The following is a 17,020-nucleotide window of genomic DNA, read 5'->3' as shown; positions in this document are numbered from 1 at the left end:
CATGTCACTGTGGTCTCCGAAAGGATCGCCCCGCACGATCGATGTACTCGTGGTCGGCGGAACCTGGAATCCTGGCGGCGACGGCGTCACAGCTGCCTTCACCGACGCGCTGAACAAGTCGATGTTCACCCCTCGGATGGTCCCGTATCCCGCCGACTACGGGTCGCAGGTGAGCTACGCCGAGAGTGTTGCCGAAGGTAAGCGCGCGCTCCTGGCGGCTGTCGACCGGTCGCCGAACCCTGTGGTGCTGGCCGGATATTCGCAGGGTGCGGCGGTTGCCGGTGACCTCGCGGCGGAGATCGGCCGCGGTGAGCATCCGGGCCGTGAGGTGATCGCCTGCGCGTTGATCTCCGATCCGCGCAGACCGGCGGGCAAGTACCTCGGCGACACCGACCCCGGCGGCTACGGCGTTGTCGGTGAGCGGCCCATCGACGGTATCCCCGCCTATTGGGCCGCGGCGCCAGGCGATCCCATCACCGCACTGCCCGCCGGCAACCCCTTGCGGACCATCGCGGATCTGAGCGCCTTCTTCAGCTTCGCCAGCGCGAACTCGGCGGTGCGCTGGGCACAGCGGATGCTCGACACCGCCACCCGAAATCAACTGCAGCGCTGGTGGTCACCGTCCAACTGGAGCCACTGGACCGGAGCCATCGCCTATGCCCGCGGCTACCTGTTCGACGGCAGGCACACCAGTGACTACGTCCGATACGGCCACGCCCGCGCTCTCGCCCAGGCACTGAACCGCGATGTCGCCGAAGGGCGCATCTGAGACCCGCGAAAACCTGTGGGAAGGAACACATCATGAGAATCAGCAGAACCCCAGAGCCCGCGCTGGTCCGGTCGGTGCTCGTCGCTGTGACGGGTATCCTCGCCTATCTGCTCGGTCGCGAGATCGACACGGCATGGATCGAAACACTGCTCACCCTGTACGGATTGGCGACGCCGCTGATCGCGGGCGTGCTCATCAGGCCCGCCGTTACCCCGATGACCGGATCGGTGGGTGAACCGGATGGCATCGTGGTTAAGCCCTGAACTCGTACAAGCGGCAGGTATGGCCCTTGCGACAGTCATCGGCGCGGTGACCGCATGGCAGGCCCGTGAAGTCGCCAAGTTGCGTGAGCGGGTAGTCGCGCTCGAGGAACAGGCCGCCGACGATCACCTCCGATTCCGCGACGCGATCCGGCTGATCCGCGCACTGCAGCGACACATCGACGAACTGCTCGGCTTCCTGCGCCTGCACGTCCCTGGCATGGAGCCCCCGGTGGCGGACTACAAGATCCCCGCCACCCTCCAAGAAGAAATCTGACGGCGACCCCGCCGTTCCCGAACTGCATGCGGTCGGCCCCCGGAGAACACTCGATACGGTGCGGGATTCGAGCCCGCCGCATGCCGCGCTCCTGACGCGCCCGTCTCCCGCAGGTGGTCTGCGGTCGTAGACGTCGCCGCTGCGTCAGGAGCGAAGGTCCCGCCCTCGGCGCTTCCCCTCGTCCACGAGGGCGGGACCCCGAACCTTCACTCACACAAGGAGATACCCATGGCCTGGACAGGCGACCCGGTATGGCTGGCCGATGTGCTGCGCGCTGCCGGGCTGGACGTCATCGAACACGAGGGCTGGCGCGACCGGGGCCACGGCGACTTCCGTGACCTGCGCGGCGTGCTCTGCCACCACACCGCGGGCGGCGGCAAGAACGACTGGCGCATCGTCCAGGACGGCCGCGCCGACCTCCCCGGCCCGCTGGCCCAGCTGGTCCTCGAACGCGACGGCACCTTCCGCGTGATCGCCGCAGGCGTGTGCTGGCACGCGGGCCGCGGCTCCTGGCCCGGCTGGCCCACCGACAACGCCAACTACCACGTGATCGGCATCGAAGCCGTCTCCCGCGGCGACGGAACCGACTGGACCCCAGCCCAACTCGACGCCTACAAGCGCGGCTGCGCGGCCATCCTGGCCCGCATCGGCCGCGACGCCGAGGACTGCGTGGCCCACCGCGAGTACTCCCACGAAGGAAAAATCGACCCCGCCGGCATCGACATGGACGAGTTCCGTCGCGAAGTGCAGGCATTCATCGACGGAGAGGACGCTCCGATGAGCGCATCCGAAGTAACCCAGATCCAGGATTTCATCACCGCGTTCTGCGGCCCGATCGGCACCGATGTCAAGGACATCCGCGAGCAGCTGTGCGGTAGCCGGCAGCGGGATGCGGGCATGTTCGCGGGCTGGGAACAGCTCGACGGGATGACCGTGGTCGACGTCCTCGCCGACATCCTGGACCGCCTGAAGGCCCTCGAAACGCCCGCATCCGAGGGGAGGTGAATCCATTGCTTCCCATCCTTCTCGAACTGCTCGAGCTGGCCATTGTGCTCGCGCCGGTAGTCCTGCCGCTGCTCGGCCTCTGACCCCACAACGGACCGCCTCGATGGCCCGCACCGCCACATCGCGAATGCGGTTGATTCCCAGCGGCATCCGTTCCCAACTCCCGGAGATCACCATGACGGAATTGACTACGTTCGCCGCGAGTTCCGCGCTCGGCGCTGAGGAAGCCACCGCGTCGGAGCCATCGGAATCCTCGACGGGCGTACTTCACGCCGCTGTCGAGATCGCCCCGGCACTCGACGACGGTGTCGCATGACCAGCCCATACGCCGGGCAGTTCCCGGACTTCGAGCAGTTCATGATCGGGCTGCTCACACCTATCGCACCGACCGTGAGTTTCCTGCCTGCGCTGGCGAGCCAAATCACGCTGCCGCTGATCTGGGTTCGTACGACGGGCGGCACGCTCGATCACAACGCGATCACCTACCAGGCGAAGGTGCGGGCGGCCGTTTTTCACAGCAGCAGGCAGCAGGCGCAGACCATGGCGATTCAGGTGCGCGATGCCTTTCTGAACGCCTCGGCCGCACGCTTCAACGGCGTGCTGGTCGATTACGTGGAGGAAATCGCTGCTGCTGAACCGCGTTTCAGTGCCCCGAATCTGCGTCGCAGCCGCGGGACGAGCGAATTCCCAGACCTCGACCCGCTGCACCAGATGGTCGAGCTCGCCTTCGCCATCGACGCTCGCCGTCAGTAGACGGCATATCACCGGCACCCACGCACATATTCGATCGCGTGGGTGCCCTTCCTTGTCCAGCCCGTTTCACCGGGCACATGAATGGAGAAAGTCTTGCCTCCCATCTCGTCCACCCCGTTGACCACGCTGAAGGCCGCCCAGCGCCAGCTGCTGCTCAAGCCGCTGGATGCCGCGGTGTTCCTGGCCCCGTGGCCGAACTCGACCCCCGTCACCCCGGGCAGCATGACCGACGCCACCGGCAACCTGCTCGCGCTGCCCGCGTCGTACCAGTCGGTCGGCCTGATCGACAAGAAGTCCGGTGTCAACTTCGCGCGCGCCGTGACGGCATCGCCGATCGAGGCGTACGGCGAGATGCAGCCGGTCCGCGACGACATCACCAGCGATATCACCACCATCGAGTTCGAGCCGCAGCAGACCAACCTGCTGAATCTGGCCTTGACCAGCAACACCAACCTGGCCTCCACCCAGGCCGCGGCCAACGGCGAGGTCGGCTTCTGGCAGCCCGCGACCCCGCAGATCAACTACTATTCCGCGGTCGTGATCGGCAAGGACGGCACCGACGCCAGCCCGATCTACATCTTCAAGATCATGCCGAAGGTCGCCGTCACCAAGTGGGGCGGTGAGCAGTGGACCCCCACCAACCTGATGGGCGAGAAGCTCACCCTCACCGCCTTCAAGGACGACACCCTCGGTTACGCCGTCGCCCACGGCTTCGGCGGCACCGGCTGGCAGAAGCTGCTGTCCGCGACCGGCATCAAGTACACCGTCTCGGCGATCACGCCCGCGCCGATCAGCGTGACCCGTGGCACCACCACGTCCGCGCCGATCGTGGTGACCGACCAGTTCGGCGGCATCCTGCCGAACGCCAACTGCGCCTTCACCCCGGCCGGTGGCTCGAACATCACCGTGTCGGCGTCCGGTTTCGTGACCGCCGCCGCGAACGCCACCGTGGGCAACACCACCGTCGGCATCGTGTACACCCCGACCGGCGGCACCGCGCTCGCCTCGGTGAACTGCGTCGTCACCGTCGCGTAACCGACGCCCATGAAACGTGGTCGCGTGCCGTGCTTCTCCGGTCGCGGCACGCGGCCACTTCCTTGTCAGTTTCCGGAGAGAAAGCGGGGCAACCCCGTGTCCTTCATCCCCACCCAGTTCCCGGTCACGATGACCGACGGCACGCACGAGTACCAGGTCTTCGACGCCTCGGCGTTCGGTGACGCCAAGTTCGGTCTCGGCCACCGCGTCGCCGAAGACGTCAAGCAGGCCGTCGCCGCGACCAAGCCCGCCAAGTAACCACGTTCCACCACTACGAAACCGGAGATCCCCTGATGGCAGCACCCCGCAAAACGTCAACGGCCACAAAGGTCGCCGGCGGTGACGAAGGCCGCTTCTACGAGATCCAGCGTGAACTCGCAGCCAAGCGACGCGGCCCCTACCACCTGACCGCCGACATCGCGATCCAGCCACTGACCCGCCGACAGGCGCGCCTGCTGGCCGAAACCGACGACGAAGAAGACCAGCTACAGATCCTGCTGGGCGAGGCCTACGAGGCGGTCGACGACCTGTTCGCCGACCGCCCCATCGACGAATGGGTGGCCTTCCAGAACGATCTGTACGCCCACTTCTACGGCGAAGGCGCCATGGAGCTGCCGGGGGGATCCGAGGGCTCGTAGAGTTCTGGGACAAGTTCGGTGCCGCGCTCGAATACGACCTACTCGAGCGCGGCATCGACGTCCGAGACTGCTTCGGGCCCATCGAGTTCCGCACCCGCGACTGGCGAACCATCTGGCGCTTCAAGGACCGCCTACCCCGCGGGTCGCACTACAAGACGGCCTTGGCGTTGGACCGTGAACTCGCCGAGTACTGGCTCGACATGGAGGAATCCGACCCCGATCCCGACGCCGAAGAGCCACCGACCCCGGAGGGCTACACGCTCGACACGTATCTGCTCCTGTCGATCATCGACGGGTTGCAGGGCGTCCAAGCGGCCGTGATCGCGGCAGCCGGCGCGGATCCACCCCAGGTGAAGCCGATGCCGCGTCCGCAGACAGCAATGGACGTAGTCCGCGAGGAACGGCGCCTGTCCACGATGAACAGCATCGTCGACATCTTCAAACCGGCCGCCGGCTAGTCCCGCGCCAGCGGTCGATCAGAACGCCCCGCCGGAGAAGCACTTGACGACCGGCGGCTGACCGCTGGCGTCCGCGTCCGGCATCGGAGCGCTGCTGCCGGTACTGCCACCGACCACCCCGCCGATGATCGCGCCGGGAAATGCTCCGATAGCCGAACCCGCGACAAACCCGCCGATGGCGCCCAGGCCCATGCCGATCAAGCCGTTCGTGGTGATGTTCTGGCAGTAGGCCCGTTGCTCGGGCGTCAGCGCGATCGGTGCAGCCTGAACCGGGCTACTGGTGAGTGCGCTGGGATCGAATCCAGGTGCCGGCGCGGCGTGCGCAGTACTGGCGAACGTCGCTGTTGCCGCGATCGCAAGACAGGTCGCGGCAATAAACTTCTTCAATTTTCTCGAACTCCCAGAGAGATAGCCATCAAACACGTTGTCTCCCAAAACATCTCAGCCTTGAGAGCACACGAAGCTTAAGCTGATACGGCCGCGCCGACACAACAACGCCGATCAATTGTGGGGCTCATCACGTTTACTGTGAATTATCCTCGCTACCAGCCAGTTTCGTTGTGATGCTGATGATTCAGTCGAGCGATCGTCCACGCCGCCCCGCCCAGGTTCCATGGGCTCACCGCGGCACGCAGACAGTGATGTGTCGATGAAATCTGACGACGATCCCGATGTCGAAGAGTCGTCGACATCTGGAGGGCTACACCTCGGCACTTACCTGCTGCTGTCGATCATCAATGGGCTGCAAGGCGTTCAAGCCGCCGTCATCGCGGCGACCGGCACCGACCGCCTGTGATTAGGCCGATGCCGCGTCCACAAACGGCGCTCGACACCGCCCGCGAGGAACGTCGCCTAGCTGTCATGAACAGCATCGTCGACATCTTCAAACCCCCTGCGGGTAGGTCCGCACTGACGGTTGACTACACGGGCGCCCCGACGGGTAATTGACGTCGGGCGAGCCACTCACGGATACACCCCTGTCTGTCGGCCGCGACGCCCCGAGTTCCTGTCGGGCTTGATCGCTGAGCCATTGCCAACGGACGAGTGCCACAGCAATATTCATCAAAACGTAGTGGATGTCGCTGCGGCGTTCCACTGGATCGCCAAGCGCCGGACTGGTGAAGCGGGGCGATTCTCTGTTCCACGATTCACCGACCTGCGGTGACTTGTCTCGGGTTCCTTGCCAGGGGTGTATCGAGTGATCCCGCGCTGTCGTCGTAGCCCTTGTCGGTGTTCAGGGTTTTTGAACCAACGCCGGGGAGCAGCTCTATGCAGGCGGTCACTCATGTCATCCGTGGTCCACAACCGGAGCCACGCATCGCGGGTTCGGCCGGACCGATCTCCCAGACTGAGTCGGACTTGGCCAACGGCCGTCCTTGACAGGAAGTAGTATCCAAGCATGCACGCCGACATCGAAACTGCCGTCAGTATCGCCCAATTGGCGGCTGGCTTCGACTGGCAGTGGACGACCGAGAACGCTGAGGAATTCTATCGATTGGCTGGCTGGCAGCCCAAGTATTCCACTGAGAACTTCTCGGTGTTATGTGCCGTTCCAGGTCAGGAGTTCCCGCTTGCGCTAGTGGAGTGGCTACCATTGGCTTCGCCTGATCACGTGGATCCTTCTCGAGATCTGGCACAGATCTCGATCGCCTTGGTGGACCCTGAGCTATACGAAAACGGCGAAAACTCGGCCGAGTTAACTGATTTGTTCGTTGAGATTTCAAACCGCCTTCGCCTTGAGTTCGGTTCTCCGGATGATTTCAGGCCGGGGCAATTTGCGAGTCTGCGATGGGAGCGTCCCAGCCTTGTGATTCGTCTCGCGACATCAGATTCTGGTGTTTCCGTGGACCTCGTGAATCCGGCCTATCAACGATGGCGCGATTCGCAGTCTGACATATTTGAAGTGGGCGTCGATACTGTGGATGGTCCGCGCTCAGGGAACTGCGAGCCGAGATCATGGTTGGAATTTGAAGAGAATCTTCTAACTACTCTTCGTGCGATGAAGCTAACCAGCTGCATCAGGTTGCGAACATGCGAAAACGGTTATGTCCAATTCCAGATGGAGTATGGACAAAGTTCAATCTCGATCACGCATCCACCTGCGTCTTCCTCCGCTTCCTTGGATCGTGAGTGTCTCGGAGATCCTGCCGGTTGGGAATTCTATGCGGTCGAGGGTGGCGAACAATGGAAGCGGTCTGTCGAATGGCCTGCAAAGCAAATCGAATATCTGTCGATGGCAAAAATTGCAGTAATGGCACTTCGTCGGCAAAACAAAGCCGCGTCGCCGGAGGATGTTCACTTCGACGTCTGGGCTGACTACGACGCCAATACGCCAGATGTGAGCGCGATCGCCCAACTCGTTGAGTGATGCCCTATGAATGGATGCATAGAAATACTATGCCCTGGACCGTGACCTCCCAGCGCTAGTCGGTGCGAACGCCTGGCGCCTTTGCGATCATAAACGCAGAATAGCTGGCTGGCCTTGGCTGGCTTGGCGTGGCGCGAGGAACTGCGATTCGTGCCAGGACGATGAGTCTTCGTACCAGGCGGGGTAACAGCGGCTGAGTCGGCGTGTGGCACTGTCAAATTTTCCCGAGCAGCCTATTTGTCACATCTATCAAACAATAGGGCCTCGCTCATTGGTGTACTGAGCTCGGCTCAGTGCCATCTTCGAAGACGTCTTGCGCACCACTGACCAAACGGCGACAATGCTTCGATCCGATGTGAATATACTGCTCGATTCTTGAGTCAATCCCATCAGCTAGCTTTCGCCCACCGGAGAATATGTCCATCCTAGTGACTTTTGCGACCGCGACTCCGATTTAAACGCGGTTGATCGCCAATTGGGCAACCGAGTCATGATTCTGAATGACTAGAAACCTCCCATCGCCCAGCTCAGGTTCTATTTGACGACGAGAATTCAGCCTGCCTCAGGGGCAAGATTCTGTGCGCTGTAGGAGATCGTCTTTGGGTGTAGCGGATCTATTCACCGCGGGTTTCTCTAAGATATTAACTATAGGAGCACCGGTGTGACCAGCGTAAATAGATGTAGTTGTCATATAAGTCAGGAATCGGCGAATCTGTGTACCCACCCTGGCGGCGTATCAAAAGCCATTCCGGAATCGTCATTTGACGTCCCGAGCGTGTTCGAAGATGATGTCAACAACTATGTTCGTACGAGAACCGAATCGAATAGAAGAACAAGGGCACAACTTCCAAGCCGTATCGACGATCAGATTGCGCGCCTCCACGCCGGCTTGAGAAATCCAGCGGAGGAAGTACCGTCTACGTTCAAAGACCTGAATAGAGCGGACTACAAGAAAAGCATCGTAGCTGTCCTCTCTCAGATTACTGGCCTGACGTACCCTATTCCCAGGGATCGCGAATCTCTTGAAGTGCTTCTGCGTGATCAACTCACAAAGAATGCGGCAAATATCAGAAAACTTGGTCAAATCGATCAATTGATCAGCCTAACCACGCAGTATCTTCAGTATCGAGATACTGGCCCGAATCGATTTCCTCAACGTCTTGGCGAAGAGGTGGGGATGAAGTTCGCGCGCTTGCGGTTGAAGCAAATGGGTGCGCGGATCATCTATGAAGGCGAGGGAGCCAACACTCTCGATCTGGTCGCCGTATTGGACGGCCGCTTAATTGTGGTCGAGGCTAAAGGTGGCTCGGGAAAGACTGATTTTGCCTGGGTTCGTGATGAGGCAAACCAATGGCATTATGTTAAACAAGGTTCCAGGCTGTACCTTGAGTACAAGCTCGCGCAAGACTATAAATTCCAAAGAGTATTAGCCAACGACCCAGAGCTTTCGCATATTCTGGTGTCGCTGTGGCGAAAGGAGGCGAATGTTGAATATTACTTGGCAGAATCTCCTTATAGGCGTGAGCGCGTACGTGGCTTCAAGGTATTAGGAAGGTTGAAATGGTCCAGGTTTGATATCGGCGACGACCCGGTTGGGTTCTTCAGGCCGCCGCGCGGAGACGTAAGGGAGCCAAGACCAGCGGTTCCACCTAAAAAGTCTCGTAGTTCGACTACTGTAAGTGCCAATACTTTCGCCGGATTGGCCCTGGGTGGTTTGGGAGGTATCGCAGGCGTTGGCTATGCCCTACGTGACTCGCCCAAACCTAGCTCGGAAGTAGTTCAAGTTGCGGTAGCAACACCTTACACAGGACAGTCGCCCGGTGACGGAGTTGTCCAACCTGAAGACGACGCTCCGTCGTCGAATTCTGGCCAATTCGTTGATGGAATTTTGTCAGGTTTGAAGTCGACTATTGCCGAGTTTTCGCGAATGGCGAGTTCATTTACTAGCTACGTTCAGAATGGTCTGAATGATTTGGCGGTGATGGTCGGGGGTGCTGTCGCGGCGGTGTCGGGGTTTGTGACCGACGTTATTGATTCGGCGGGGGCGCAGAAGATTATTGATGAGATCTCCAATGACTGGGCATTTGCGCAAGAGCTGCTGAATATTGCGATGTTGTTCTCGCCGGTGGGGACGGTGGCTGCGGCTATTTCGGCGGCGGTGCCGATTATTCAATTGATTGTGGAGCATTGGGATCAGATTCGGGCTGCGTTCGATTGGGTGTTGAAGAATGTTTTGACGCCGGTGTCCGAGTTCTTTATGGCGGCGTTCAAGGTTTATATTACGCCGTACCGCTTGGCTTTTGACGCGGTGATGGCTGGGTTCAATGGGATGGGCGGGGTTGTCGGTACCGCGGTTGGTGCGGTGCGGTCGACGGTCGTGGGGATTGTGAAGGCGATCGGTCAGATTTTCCAGCGGCTCGAGATCAATATCGGATTCCCGGTCAATAAGTCGTTCGGGTTGAAGAGTTTCGGTGATGCGATGGTTGCATGGGCTTCCGAGCGGATGGCCGATGGTGGCTTGGTGGGTGGGCAAAACGGGCCCGCGCCGCGTAGGGCATCCGGTATCGAGGTGATGGCCGTGATCGATCGGTCGGTGTTGCGTGCCGCCCAGGCTGAGGAACGCAAGATCGGGTACGCGTATCGGCCGCCGTTCCTGCACGACGGTGCGTTGCCTCGTATCGATAGCGGGCCTGGTCCGCGCACGTTTGATGTGCGGGTCGCTGATGTCGACGCGGCGTTCACGCAAATTCGGATGTTGCAGGCCGTGCAGGATGCGCGGTTCAGCCCGGTTGGCGTGTAGCCAGGCGACTGCTGTTCGGCTGACTCGGTATTGACAAGTAGACAGCGGAAATCCACGAGAGATCGGAAGGTTGGAAACGATGAGTGATCCGAAACCGGAGGGTGTTCCGGACCCGTTGGCCGGCTTCGACATCGAGATCCATCCGGTCTCTTTGGACGGGCTCAACGATTCAACGGACCAGAGGCCGAAAAAGGTTGCGGCGGAGGATAATAAGAAGCCGAGCAAGAGCAGGAGCCGTTCGCACCGGCCTTCCGCATCCAAACCCGCACGGCGGCAGCCGAAGCCGCCCAAGGCCGATGATTACCCGAAGGGCACACGCCCCACAGCTCGGCCACCAAAGAAGGCGATTCAGCCGAGTAAGACCGACAAGCCGATGCGTGGCGCTCCGCCGATGCCACCACACGGAGGTGGTCCGCGCGCGAAGCCCGGTGTCGACTGGAAGCAGGCCGCCACAAGCCAGAGGCCGGCGGCAGCGGGTCCGAAAAAGACCGCGGCACCACCGAATAGGAGCAAGCCGGTTGACCTGGCGAAACGTCCACCTACTAAAGCCTCGGCGGGGGGTAAACCTGGAGGCCCGAAGGGAAGCAAATCCAAGGGCGGCAAGGTCGACACCAAAGGGCTCAAGGATGAGGCGACCGCCCTCAAGAACCTCGGCGGTGCGTTCAAGGACAGCCTCGCGGCCATCAAAGATCACACGGGCGCCGGCAAGAAGGTGGTCGGCAAGGTCGGCGGCGTCGCCAAGAACCTCAAGAAGCTGACGAAGGCGATTCGCACCGCGTCAACCGTGCAGAAGATCATCGGCGGCGCTTCCAAGCTGTGGTCGGTGGCGCAGACCGCGTTGAACCTGGTGTGGAACGCGTCGCCGGTCGGCTGGTTCACCCTCGCCCTGGGTGCCGCGATTCTCGCGATCACGCTCATCGTCGAGCACTGGGACGAGATCAAGGCGGCGTTCAGTGTCGTCAAGGAGAAGGTGCTCGATCCGGTCGGTGAGTTCTTCCGGGATCAGTTCGGCGAGGTCCTCAAGCCGTTCACCCACATCAGCACGGCTGTCTCCGGCGCGTTCAAGGCGCTGTGTTCGACCGTGGGCGGGGTGTTCCAGAAAATGGTTCATTACGTCGCCGTGGTCGTTGACAAGGTCGCCAGTCTTCTCGGTGAGTTTCGGTGGTTCCCAGGTGTAGGCGGCATCGCCGATGCCATGTCCCAGTGGGCGCAGGCGCATATGGCGGACGGTGGTCTTGTTGGGGCGAGCCGCGCCAAGTCGCCGGCCAGCTCGACCGATGAGATCGTTGTTGACGCCGGGGGCCCGAAGCGAGCGGTGATGGCTGCGGTCGACAGTGATCACCTGCGGGTAGCAGGTACCGACGCCGGCCGGTCAGCGCTGAGCAAGAGCCCGCATATCGCCCCACTGCGCGGCGTGCGGCGGACCGGCGCGACAGTTCGCGCGATCGACCATTCGACCACCATCGCGCTCAACCGCGGGACCGACACCAGCTTCGCGCGATCGCGCGCCGTGCACGCGCAACGCGCGCTCACCTACGCGGGTGGGTCGCGCTAGCCCAACCTTTCAGACACCTCAGGGAGTGGTTAGAACGATGAGCAGTAAAGGCGACGCGCAGTTCGACGCCGCATTGCGCGCGGCGCTGGCCGCGAGCGATCCACTCGATGCCGGCGACAAGGGTAAAGGCGGCGCGGCCAAGTCCGATGGGAAGGGTTCGGGGGAGTCGTCGAAAGCCGATGTGGCTCACTCCGATCATCCACGGGGCGGCCAGCCGAGCATCGAAAGGCACGACGCACCAGTACGAGACGAGAAAGAGCACCGCCCGGCTCCGGCCGAACCGCCGAGAGGTGTGCGACCAATCGCTACACCGCCGATCCGGTCGGTCAAGCCGCGCAGGCCATCGAGGCCTCAGGGCAGACCTCGGGGCGGGCTCGGCTCGAAGGTGCGCGGCGGCGCCGGCCTGGCCGGCGGTCTGGCGATGGGCGCGATGGCGTCAGGAGTCGACTGGCGCCAGGCCGGCGCCGACCCCAAAGCCGCGCTGGGCGGGCTGGGTGGCGCCGCCCTCGCACAGGGCAAGGACTATCTCGCCGGAATGGCTGATCCGGCGAATCTGTCGGACGCATTCTCGCAGGTCAGAGACACGGCGAAGGATAAGGCGTCGCCGGGCAGGTCGAATGCGGGTGACGCGAAACCGATCACCGATGAGACCAAGGCGCTCAAGGATCGAACTTCTGCGCTGCGCGGCGACGTCAAGAACCTCGGCACCCACGCGGCGACCAGCCAGAAGATGACCACGAACGTTGACAAGTCGTCGAAGGGTTTCGACGATCTCGCCAAGGCGCACAAGGACTCAGCGGGTGCGCAGAAGAACGTCGAAGGCGCGACGAACAAGTGGGACAAGTCCCAGGGCAAGCTGAACAAGGCCGTCGGCAAATCGGTAATCGGCAAGATCGTCGCGGCGATCGAGATCGCGATTGTCGTGATCGGGCTGCTGATCGAGCACTGGGACTCCGTGAAGAAGGCCTTCGACACGGTGAAGAAGAACGTGCTCGAGCCAGTCGGCGACTACTTCAAGAAGGTGTTCGCCGCCTGCCTAGCGCCGTTCACCACGGTGATCGACGAGGTGAAAGACGCGCTCGGCAAGTTGGGTAGCGGGATCGGGGGCCTGTTCAGTGGGGTGGTCAACCAGGTGGCGGAGATTGTTGCCGCGATCGGTTCGGTGGTCGCCAAGATCGAGTTCAGCCTCCCCGGTTGGCTCGGTGGCGCGACGCTCAGCCTGGCTGGGCTCGGTGGGGCGATGACGTCGTGGGCGGCGTCGGTACGGATGGCCGATGGCGGCGTGGTGCGTGGCCCAGGTGGACCGCGCGAGGACCGGGTGCCGGTGCTGGCGTCCAATGGCGAGTTCGTGGTCAACGCCGCGGCGACGGCGCGCTACGGGCCGCTGTTGGAATCGATCAACAAAGACACCCTCAATATCGGCGGTCGGGATGCGCAAGTTGTTGCCTCGCTGGGCCTTTCGCGTGTCAAACCGGCGCAGGCGCTACCCGCTGTGGCGACCACACACCGATTCGATCGGTCAACCACGATCAACCTCACGACGACCCAGCACGACGGCGCCTACCTGCGCGCGAAAGCCGTGGCCGCGCAGCGAGATATCACCTACGCGGCCGGACGGCGGTAGCCCACGGCGACGCATGACCAAGGAGTAGACGATGGACCGATCCCTGCCCGAAGACGACCTCGACGCGGACGAAGAAGAACTCTACGATCTCGATCCCGAGGATGACGAACTCGATGACGACGGCGACGCCGCGGCCGAAGACGAAGAGGGTGTGGCGGCGGCTGGTGGCGTCGCCGGTGCCGCGGCGCTTGCCGCAGCGGCACCGATGGGTATGCGGGCGCGTCAACAGCAGTCTCCCGGGGGCGCGGCCAAGTCGACGGCCACACCTGCTCAGCCGGGTGGGAAACCGCGCGCCGCGCGTCCGGCACCGGGGGTCAAACGGCCCGGCGGAAAACAGCCGGCCGCAGCCGGCAAACCGCAAGCCCCGAAGAAGCCGCTCGGCAAGGGTGGCCCCGCGGATAAAGGTAATGGTCAGGGTGACGATGCCAAGGCGATAGCGACCGCGCAGCAGGAACTCGACGCCGCGCAAAAGGCCAGCGATGCCCTCGAGGCCCCGCACACCACAGCGACGAAGAAGCTGGTCGACTCGGCGAAGGCAGCCGCGACCGGCATGTCGCCCTTCGCCGCCGCGGTCAAGCACTCGAGCGGCGATCACAAGAACGCCGCGAAGGACCACGGCGAGCACGAGAAGCAGCAAGGCGAGCTGGACAAGGCCCTGAGCGAGGGCGGTCTCGGCATGATCATGAAGATCGTCGACGACCTCAAGCCATGGATCGACAAGATCATGAACTGGCTGAACAAGCTCAAGGACGCACTGGTCAAGGCCTTCGAGAAGGCGCTCAAACCGGTCATCAACTTCTTCGAGAAGGTATGGAGCCAAACGGTTGTCCCGGCGTTCAAGAAGACCGTCCAGGTGGTCTCGGGAGCGTTCAAATCTGTCGGCGAAGTCGTCGGCAAGGTCTTCGATGCCCTGAAACGGGCGTGCACGACCGTACTGAAAGCCGTTGGCGAGGTACTGAAGAAGCTCGACTTCACCGTTCCCAGTTGGGTTCCCGTCGTCGGCGGAAGCAGTCTCGGCTTGGCCAAGATCGGCGACACCCTGATCGAATGGTCGACCAAGATGCGCGATGGTGGTCTGGTCCGTGGACCGGGCGGACCGCGCGAGGACGCGGTCCCGGTGCTGATGTCCAACGGCGAGTTCGTCGTCAACGCGGCTGCCACCGCCAAGCACCGCAGTGTGCTCGAGGCGATCAACAACGAATCCAGGTCGACCACCGGGTCCGGCTACGCGGCCACCGCGCGCTCATTGCCGGCGACCGCAGGCGCCCAAGCCCGGGCACTGGCCCTCGCCGACCGCCCTCAACTGGCGATTGTCAGCCCGATCACGCCGAGCGGCGATCGCCTCGACCGCTCCCTCTCGGTCAACATCAGCGCGCCGACGTCCGGTCACGCGCATACCCACGACACCGCGCTGGCAGCCCGAAAGGCATTGACCTACGCCGCGGTTCGACGTTGATATCCTTGGTGCGAGCTCAGGATCGCGACGACTCTGGAATTAAGGATTGATATGGAGTTCAAGGCGCTCTACAACATGGTGCAGGCTTCATGTTTCGATGGCGTGGAACGAATTCGCCGACTTCCCACGGAGTCGTATATTCCGACGAAGTGCTACAGCCAGGTGCTCGATGCCTACATCGAGAACGGGTGGCGTGTCGTATACGGATACGACGGACCTGATGCGGGTATCGATTACAACCGCACCCACTTGAAGCGCGGAAAGAGCCTACTCAGATTCAGCTGGTGGCCCGACGAAGGGGGCCGAGTGGCTGGATCCAAGAGTGATATCGAGGAGATTTCCCGGTACATTCGCGACCACTGCGCATAAATCTAACTAAACTCACACCTCTAGCAGTCGGAGAGCGGTCTTTCGGATCGCTCTCCGACTGCTTTTCTACGCCCTGTGACGGTCCGTGTTGTTGTCGGATGTGAAACGCGGCGATGAGGTCACATAGGGAGTGTCGTTGTGACAACCATGGATTCGGACGAGGGAAGCGGCGCTGACCGCCCCGCCGATCGCTCATTGAGTTTCGAGGGCGCTCGACGGTGGTATAACGCCGAGCTCGCGAAGGCTTCGCCGCTCGATAAAGCGTGGGAGGATGCCGGTGTTTCGCTGGAGGAACGTGCCAGAAGACTGCAAGATGTTCGGCATAGAGCGCGCCTCGACTCGCGAGATATGATGAAAAGCAGGCTGGGCGTTCGCTGGCTTCAGTTCAGAGACTGGAGGAAATACCGCAATAAGGATGGTCCCACCTTCGACGGGATGGTGCGTCGCCGGCAAAAAGCCGGACTCTCCGGTGACAAGCTGTATCAGTCGATTATCGACAGCTACGATAAAACGGATCCGAAGACAAATAAGAAATATGATCCCGAGACGGCCGATAAGCGCGGCGGAGGCAGCGGGAAGGTTGACACCGGCAAACCCGTCCCTGGTGGAAAGCAGAAACCACCCGGTGGCAAAGGTAAACCGAATGCCGGTAAGTCCGGCGCCGCGATCAAGGCGATAAAAGCAAAAGTTACGGCGCTGAAGGGTAAGGCGACGGCGCTGCGGGATAGCATCAAGGCGATGGCCGGCCACGGCGTCGCGCACGCGAAAATGGTTGGGGGATGGGCGAAGGCGCCTAAGGGGCTCACGAATCTGACCAAGGCGATGAAGAATTCGTCGACCGCGCAGAAGAATGTGCAAGGTGCCACCAAGTCGTGGATCGGCGCCCACGGCAAGATCAACGCTTCGATGATGAAGTCCCCGTTGGGCATGATCGCGCTGGGGATTACGGCGCTGATCGGCGTGGTGACGCTGATCATCGGTAATTGGGGCACGATCGAGAAAGTTTTCGAGGCCGTGCGTAAGAACACGCTCGAACCGGTGGGCAAATTCTTCCAGGACGTCTTCGCCTCGGCGACCGCTGGGCTGAGCAACGTGACGAAGGGTATCTCGGACTCGTTCAGCGGCATGGGCTCGGGGGTCGAAGGCGTGTTCAAGACGGTGATCCACTATGTCGCGGTCGTCGTGAACGCGATCGGGTCGGTGCTCGAGCGCCTCAATATTCCGCTGCCGGACTGGCTCGGCGGGGGCAGTATCGGATACGGGTTCATCGGTGACGCGATGGTCGAATGGGCTGCGGCGCATATGGCCACCGGTGGTGTCGTGCGTGGTCCGGGTGGTCCGCGCGATGACCAGGTGCCGATTATGGCGTCCAACGGTGAGTTCGTGGTGAATGCCGCGTCTGCCAGTCGGCATATCGCCTTGCTGGAAGCGATCAATAGTGACTCGCTCACCATCAGTGGTCGGGACGCGCAGGTGATCGCGGTACGGCAAGGCGCCTTCGCGGTCCCGTCCCGGGCGCTGCCGCACGTGGTCAACCGGCATCACTTCGATCACTCGACCACGGTCAACCTCACGACCAATCACCTCGACAGCGCGCATGTTCGCGCGACAACACTCGCGGCACAACGCGAAGTCGCCGCGTCGTGGGCGTAG

19 protein-coding genes are annotated in these 17,020 nt (G+C 62.1%); 18 read left to right on the top strand and 1 reads right to left on the bottom strand.

All coding sequences use genetic code 11. The features are described from left to right. The first annotated feature begins 1 nt into the window (after window position 1). The 10 genes from ACWFRF_RS09670 to ACWFRF_RS09625 all read left to right on the top strand — a co-directional run bounded on the left by ACWFRF_RS09670 (window position 2) and on the right by ACWFRF_RS09625 (window position 5,195). Window positions 2–769, top strand: coding sequence for an alpha/beta fold hydrolase (locus ACWFRF_RS09670; protein ID WP_452449562.1), 768 nt, complete (start codon window positions 2–4; stop codon window positions 767–769). 32 nt (window positions 770–801) lie between these two features. Beyond that, window positions 802–1,032 (top strand): hypothetical protein, encoded by a 231-nt coding sequence (locus tag ACWFRF_RS09665; RefSeq protein ID WP_452449560.1) that lies wholly within the window; start codon window positions 802–804, stop codon window positions 1,030–1,032. 19 nt (window positions 1,033–1,051) lie between these two features. Then, window positions 1,052–1,306: a hypothetical protein gene (locus tag ACWFRF_RS09660; RefSeq protein WP_063005185.1), complete on the top strand. Its 255-nt coding sequence runs from the start codon at window positions 1,052–1,054 to the stop codon at window positions 1,304–1,306. Between the two features lie 228 nt (window positions 1,307–1,534). Beyond that, on the top strand, window positions 1,535–2,311 hold the full coding sequence (locus ACWFRF_RS09655) for a peptidoglycan recognition protein family protein (protein ID WP_452449557.1): 777 nt from the start codon (window positions 1,535–1,537) through the stop codon (window positions 2,309–2,311). A 175-nt stretch (window positions 2,312–2,486) separates the two neighbouring features. Continuing rightward, window positions 2,487–2,627, top strand: coding sequence for a hypothetical protein (locus tag ACWFRF_RS09650; protein WP_378870702.1), 141 nt, complete (start codon window positions 2,487–2,489; stop codon window positions 2,625–2,627). After that, window positions 2,624–3,064 carry a hypothetical protein gene (locus ACWFRF_RS09645; protein WP_378989177.1) on the top strand — a complete coding sequence of 147 codons (441 nt, stop codon included), beginning with the start codon at window positions 2,624–2,626 and terminating at the stop codon, window positions 3,062–3,064. The genes ACWFRF_RS09650 and ACWFRF_RS09645 overlap by 4 nt, the downstream gene beginning before the upstream one ends. A 93-nt stretch (window positions 3,065–3,157) precedes the next feature. Further along, entirely contained in the window at window positions 3,158–4,099 is a 942-nt protein-coding gene (locus tag ACWFRF_RS09640) for a hypothetical protein (protein ID WP_378989176.1), read from the top strand. Window positions 4,100–4,195: 96 nt separating this feature from the next. Next, window positions 4,196–4,357, top strand: coding sequence for a hypothetical protein (locus ACWFRF_RS09635; RefSeq protein WP_452449555.1), 162 nt, complete (start codon window positions 4,196–4,198; stop codon window positions 4,355–4,357). A 35-nt stretch (window positions 4,358–4,392) separates the two neighbouring features. Then, a complete protein-coding gene (locus ACWFRF_RS09630; RefSeq protein WP_379314739.1) occupies window positions 4,393–4,737 on the top strand; it encodes a hypothetical protein in 345 nt (114 codons plus the stop codon). 161 nt (window positions 4,738–4,898) lie between these two features. Continuing rightward, window positions 4,899–5,195, top strand: coding sequence for a hypothetical protein (locus tag ACWFRF_RS09625; RefSeq protein WP_378989173.1), 297 nt, complete (start codon window positions 4,899–4,901; stop codon window positions 5,193–5,195). 18 nt (window positions 5,196–5,213) lie between these two features. On the opposite strand, the gene ACWFRF_RS09620 is transcribed toward ACWFRF_RS09625, so the two are convergent. After that, a complete protein-coding gene (locus ACWFRF_RS09620; RefSeq protein WP_452449552.1) occupies window positions 5,214–5,630 on the bottom strand; it encodes a hypothetical protein in 417 nt (138 codons plus the stop codon). Between the two features lie 214 nt (window positions 5,631–5,844). Here ACWFRF_RS09620 and ACWFRF_RS09615 point away from each other — a divergent pair, with 214 nt between their 5' ends. From ACWFRF_RS09615 to ACWFRF_RS09580, 8 genes are all read left to right on the top strand, one after another. Further along, entirely contained in the window at window positions 5,845–5,991 is a 147-nt protein-coding gene (locus tag ACWFRF_RS09615) for a hypothetical protein (RefSeq protein ID WP_379314742.1), read from the top strand. Window positions 5,992–6,594: 603 nt separating this feature from the next. Continuing rightward, a complete protein-coding gene (locus ACWFRF_RS09610; protein WP_452449551.1) occupies window positions 6,595–7,563 on the top strand; it encodes a DUF6301 family protein in 969 nt (322 codons plus the stop codon). A gap of 775 nt (window positions 7,564–8,338) precedes the next feature. Beyond that, on the top strand, window positions 8,339–10,363 hold the full coding sequence (locus ACWFRF_RS09605; protein ID WP_452449549.1) for a hypothetical protein: 2,025 nt from the start codon (window positions 8,339–8,341) through the stop codon (window positions 10,361–10,363). Window positions 10,364–10,442: 79 nt separating this feature from the next. Next, window positions 10,443–11,918, top strand: a complete 1,476-nt coding sequence (locus ACWFRF_RS09600) for a hypothetical protein (protein ID WP_452449547.1) — start codon at window positions 10,443–10,445, stop codon at window positions 11,916–11,918. Continuing rightward, entirely contained in the window at window positions 11,905–13,542 is a 1,638-nt protein-coding gene (locus ACWFRF_RS09595) for a hypothetical protein (RefSeq protein ID WP_452449545.1), read from the top strand. The genes ACWFRF_RS09600 and ACWFRF_RS09595 overlap by 14 nt, the downstream gene beginning before the upstream one ends. Window positions 13,543–13,573: 31 nt before the next feature. Continuing rightward, complete coding sequence (locus ACWFRF_RS09590) at window positions 13,574–14,998, top strand: hypothetical protein (RefSeq protein WP_379315090.1); 1,425 nt, start codon at window positions 13,574–13,576, stop codon at window positions 14,996–14,998. A gap of 51 nt (window positions 14,999–15,049) precedes the next feature. Beyond that, entirely contained in the window at window positions 15,050–15,367 is a 318-nt protein-coding gene (locus tag ACWFRF_RS09585; RefSeq protein ID WP_452449543.1) for a hypothetical protein, read from the top strand. Between the two features lie 138 nt (window positions 15,368–15,505). Next, the gene (locus ACWFRF_RS09580) at window positions 15,506–17,020 is read left to right on the top strand and encodes a hypothetical protein (protein WP_452449541.1); all 1,515 of its coding nucleotides are present in this window, start codon (window positions 15,506–15,508) and stop codon (window positions 17,018–17,020) included.

The sequence above is a fragment of the Nocardia sp. NPDC055165 genome, from assembly GCF_053606985.1.
This window is presented reverse-complemented; position numbering and strand designations above follow the sequence as displayed.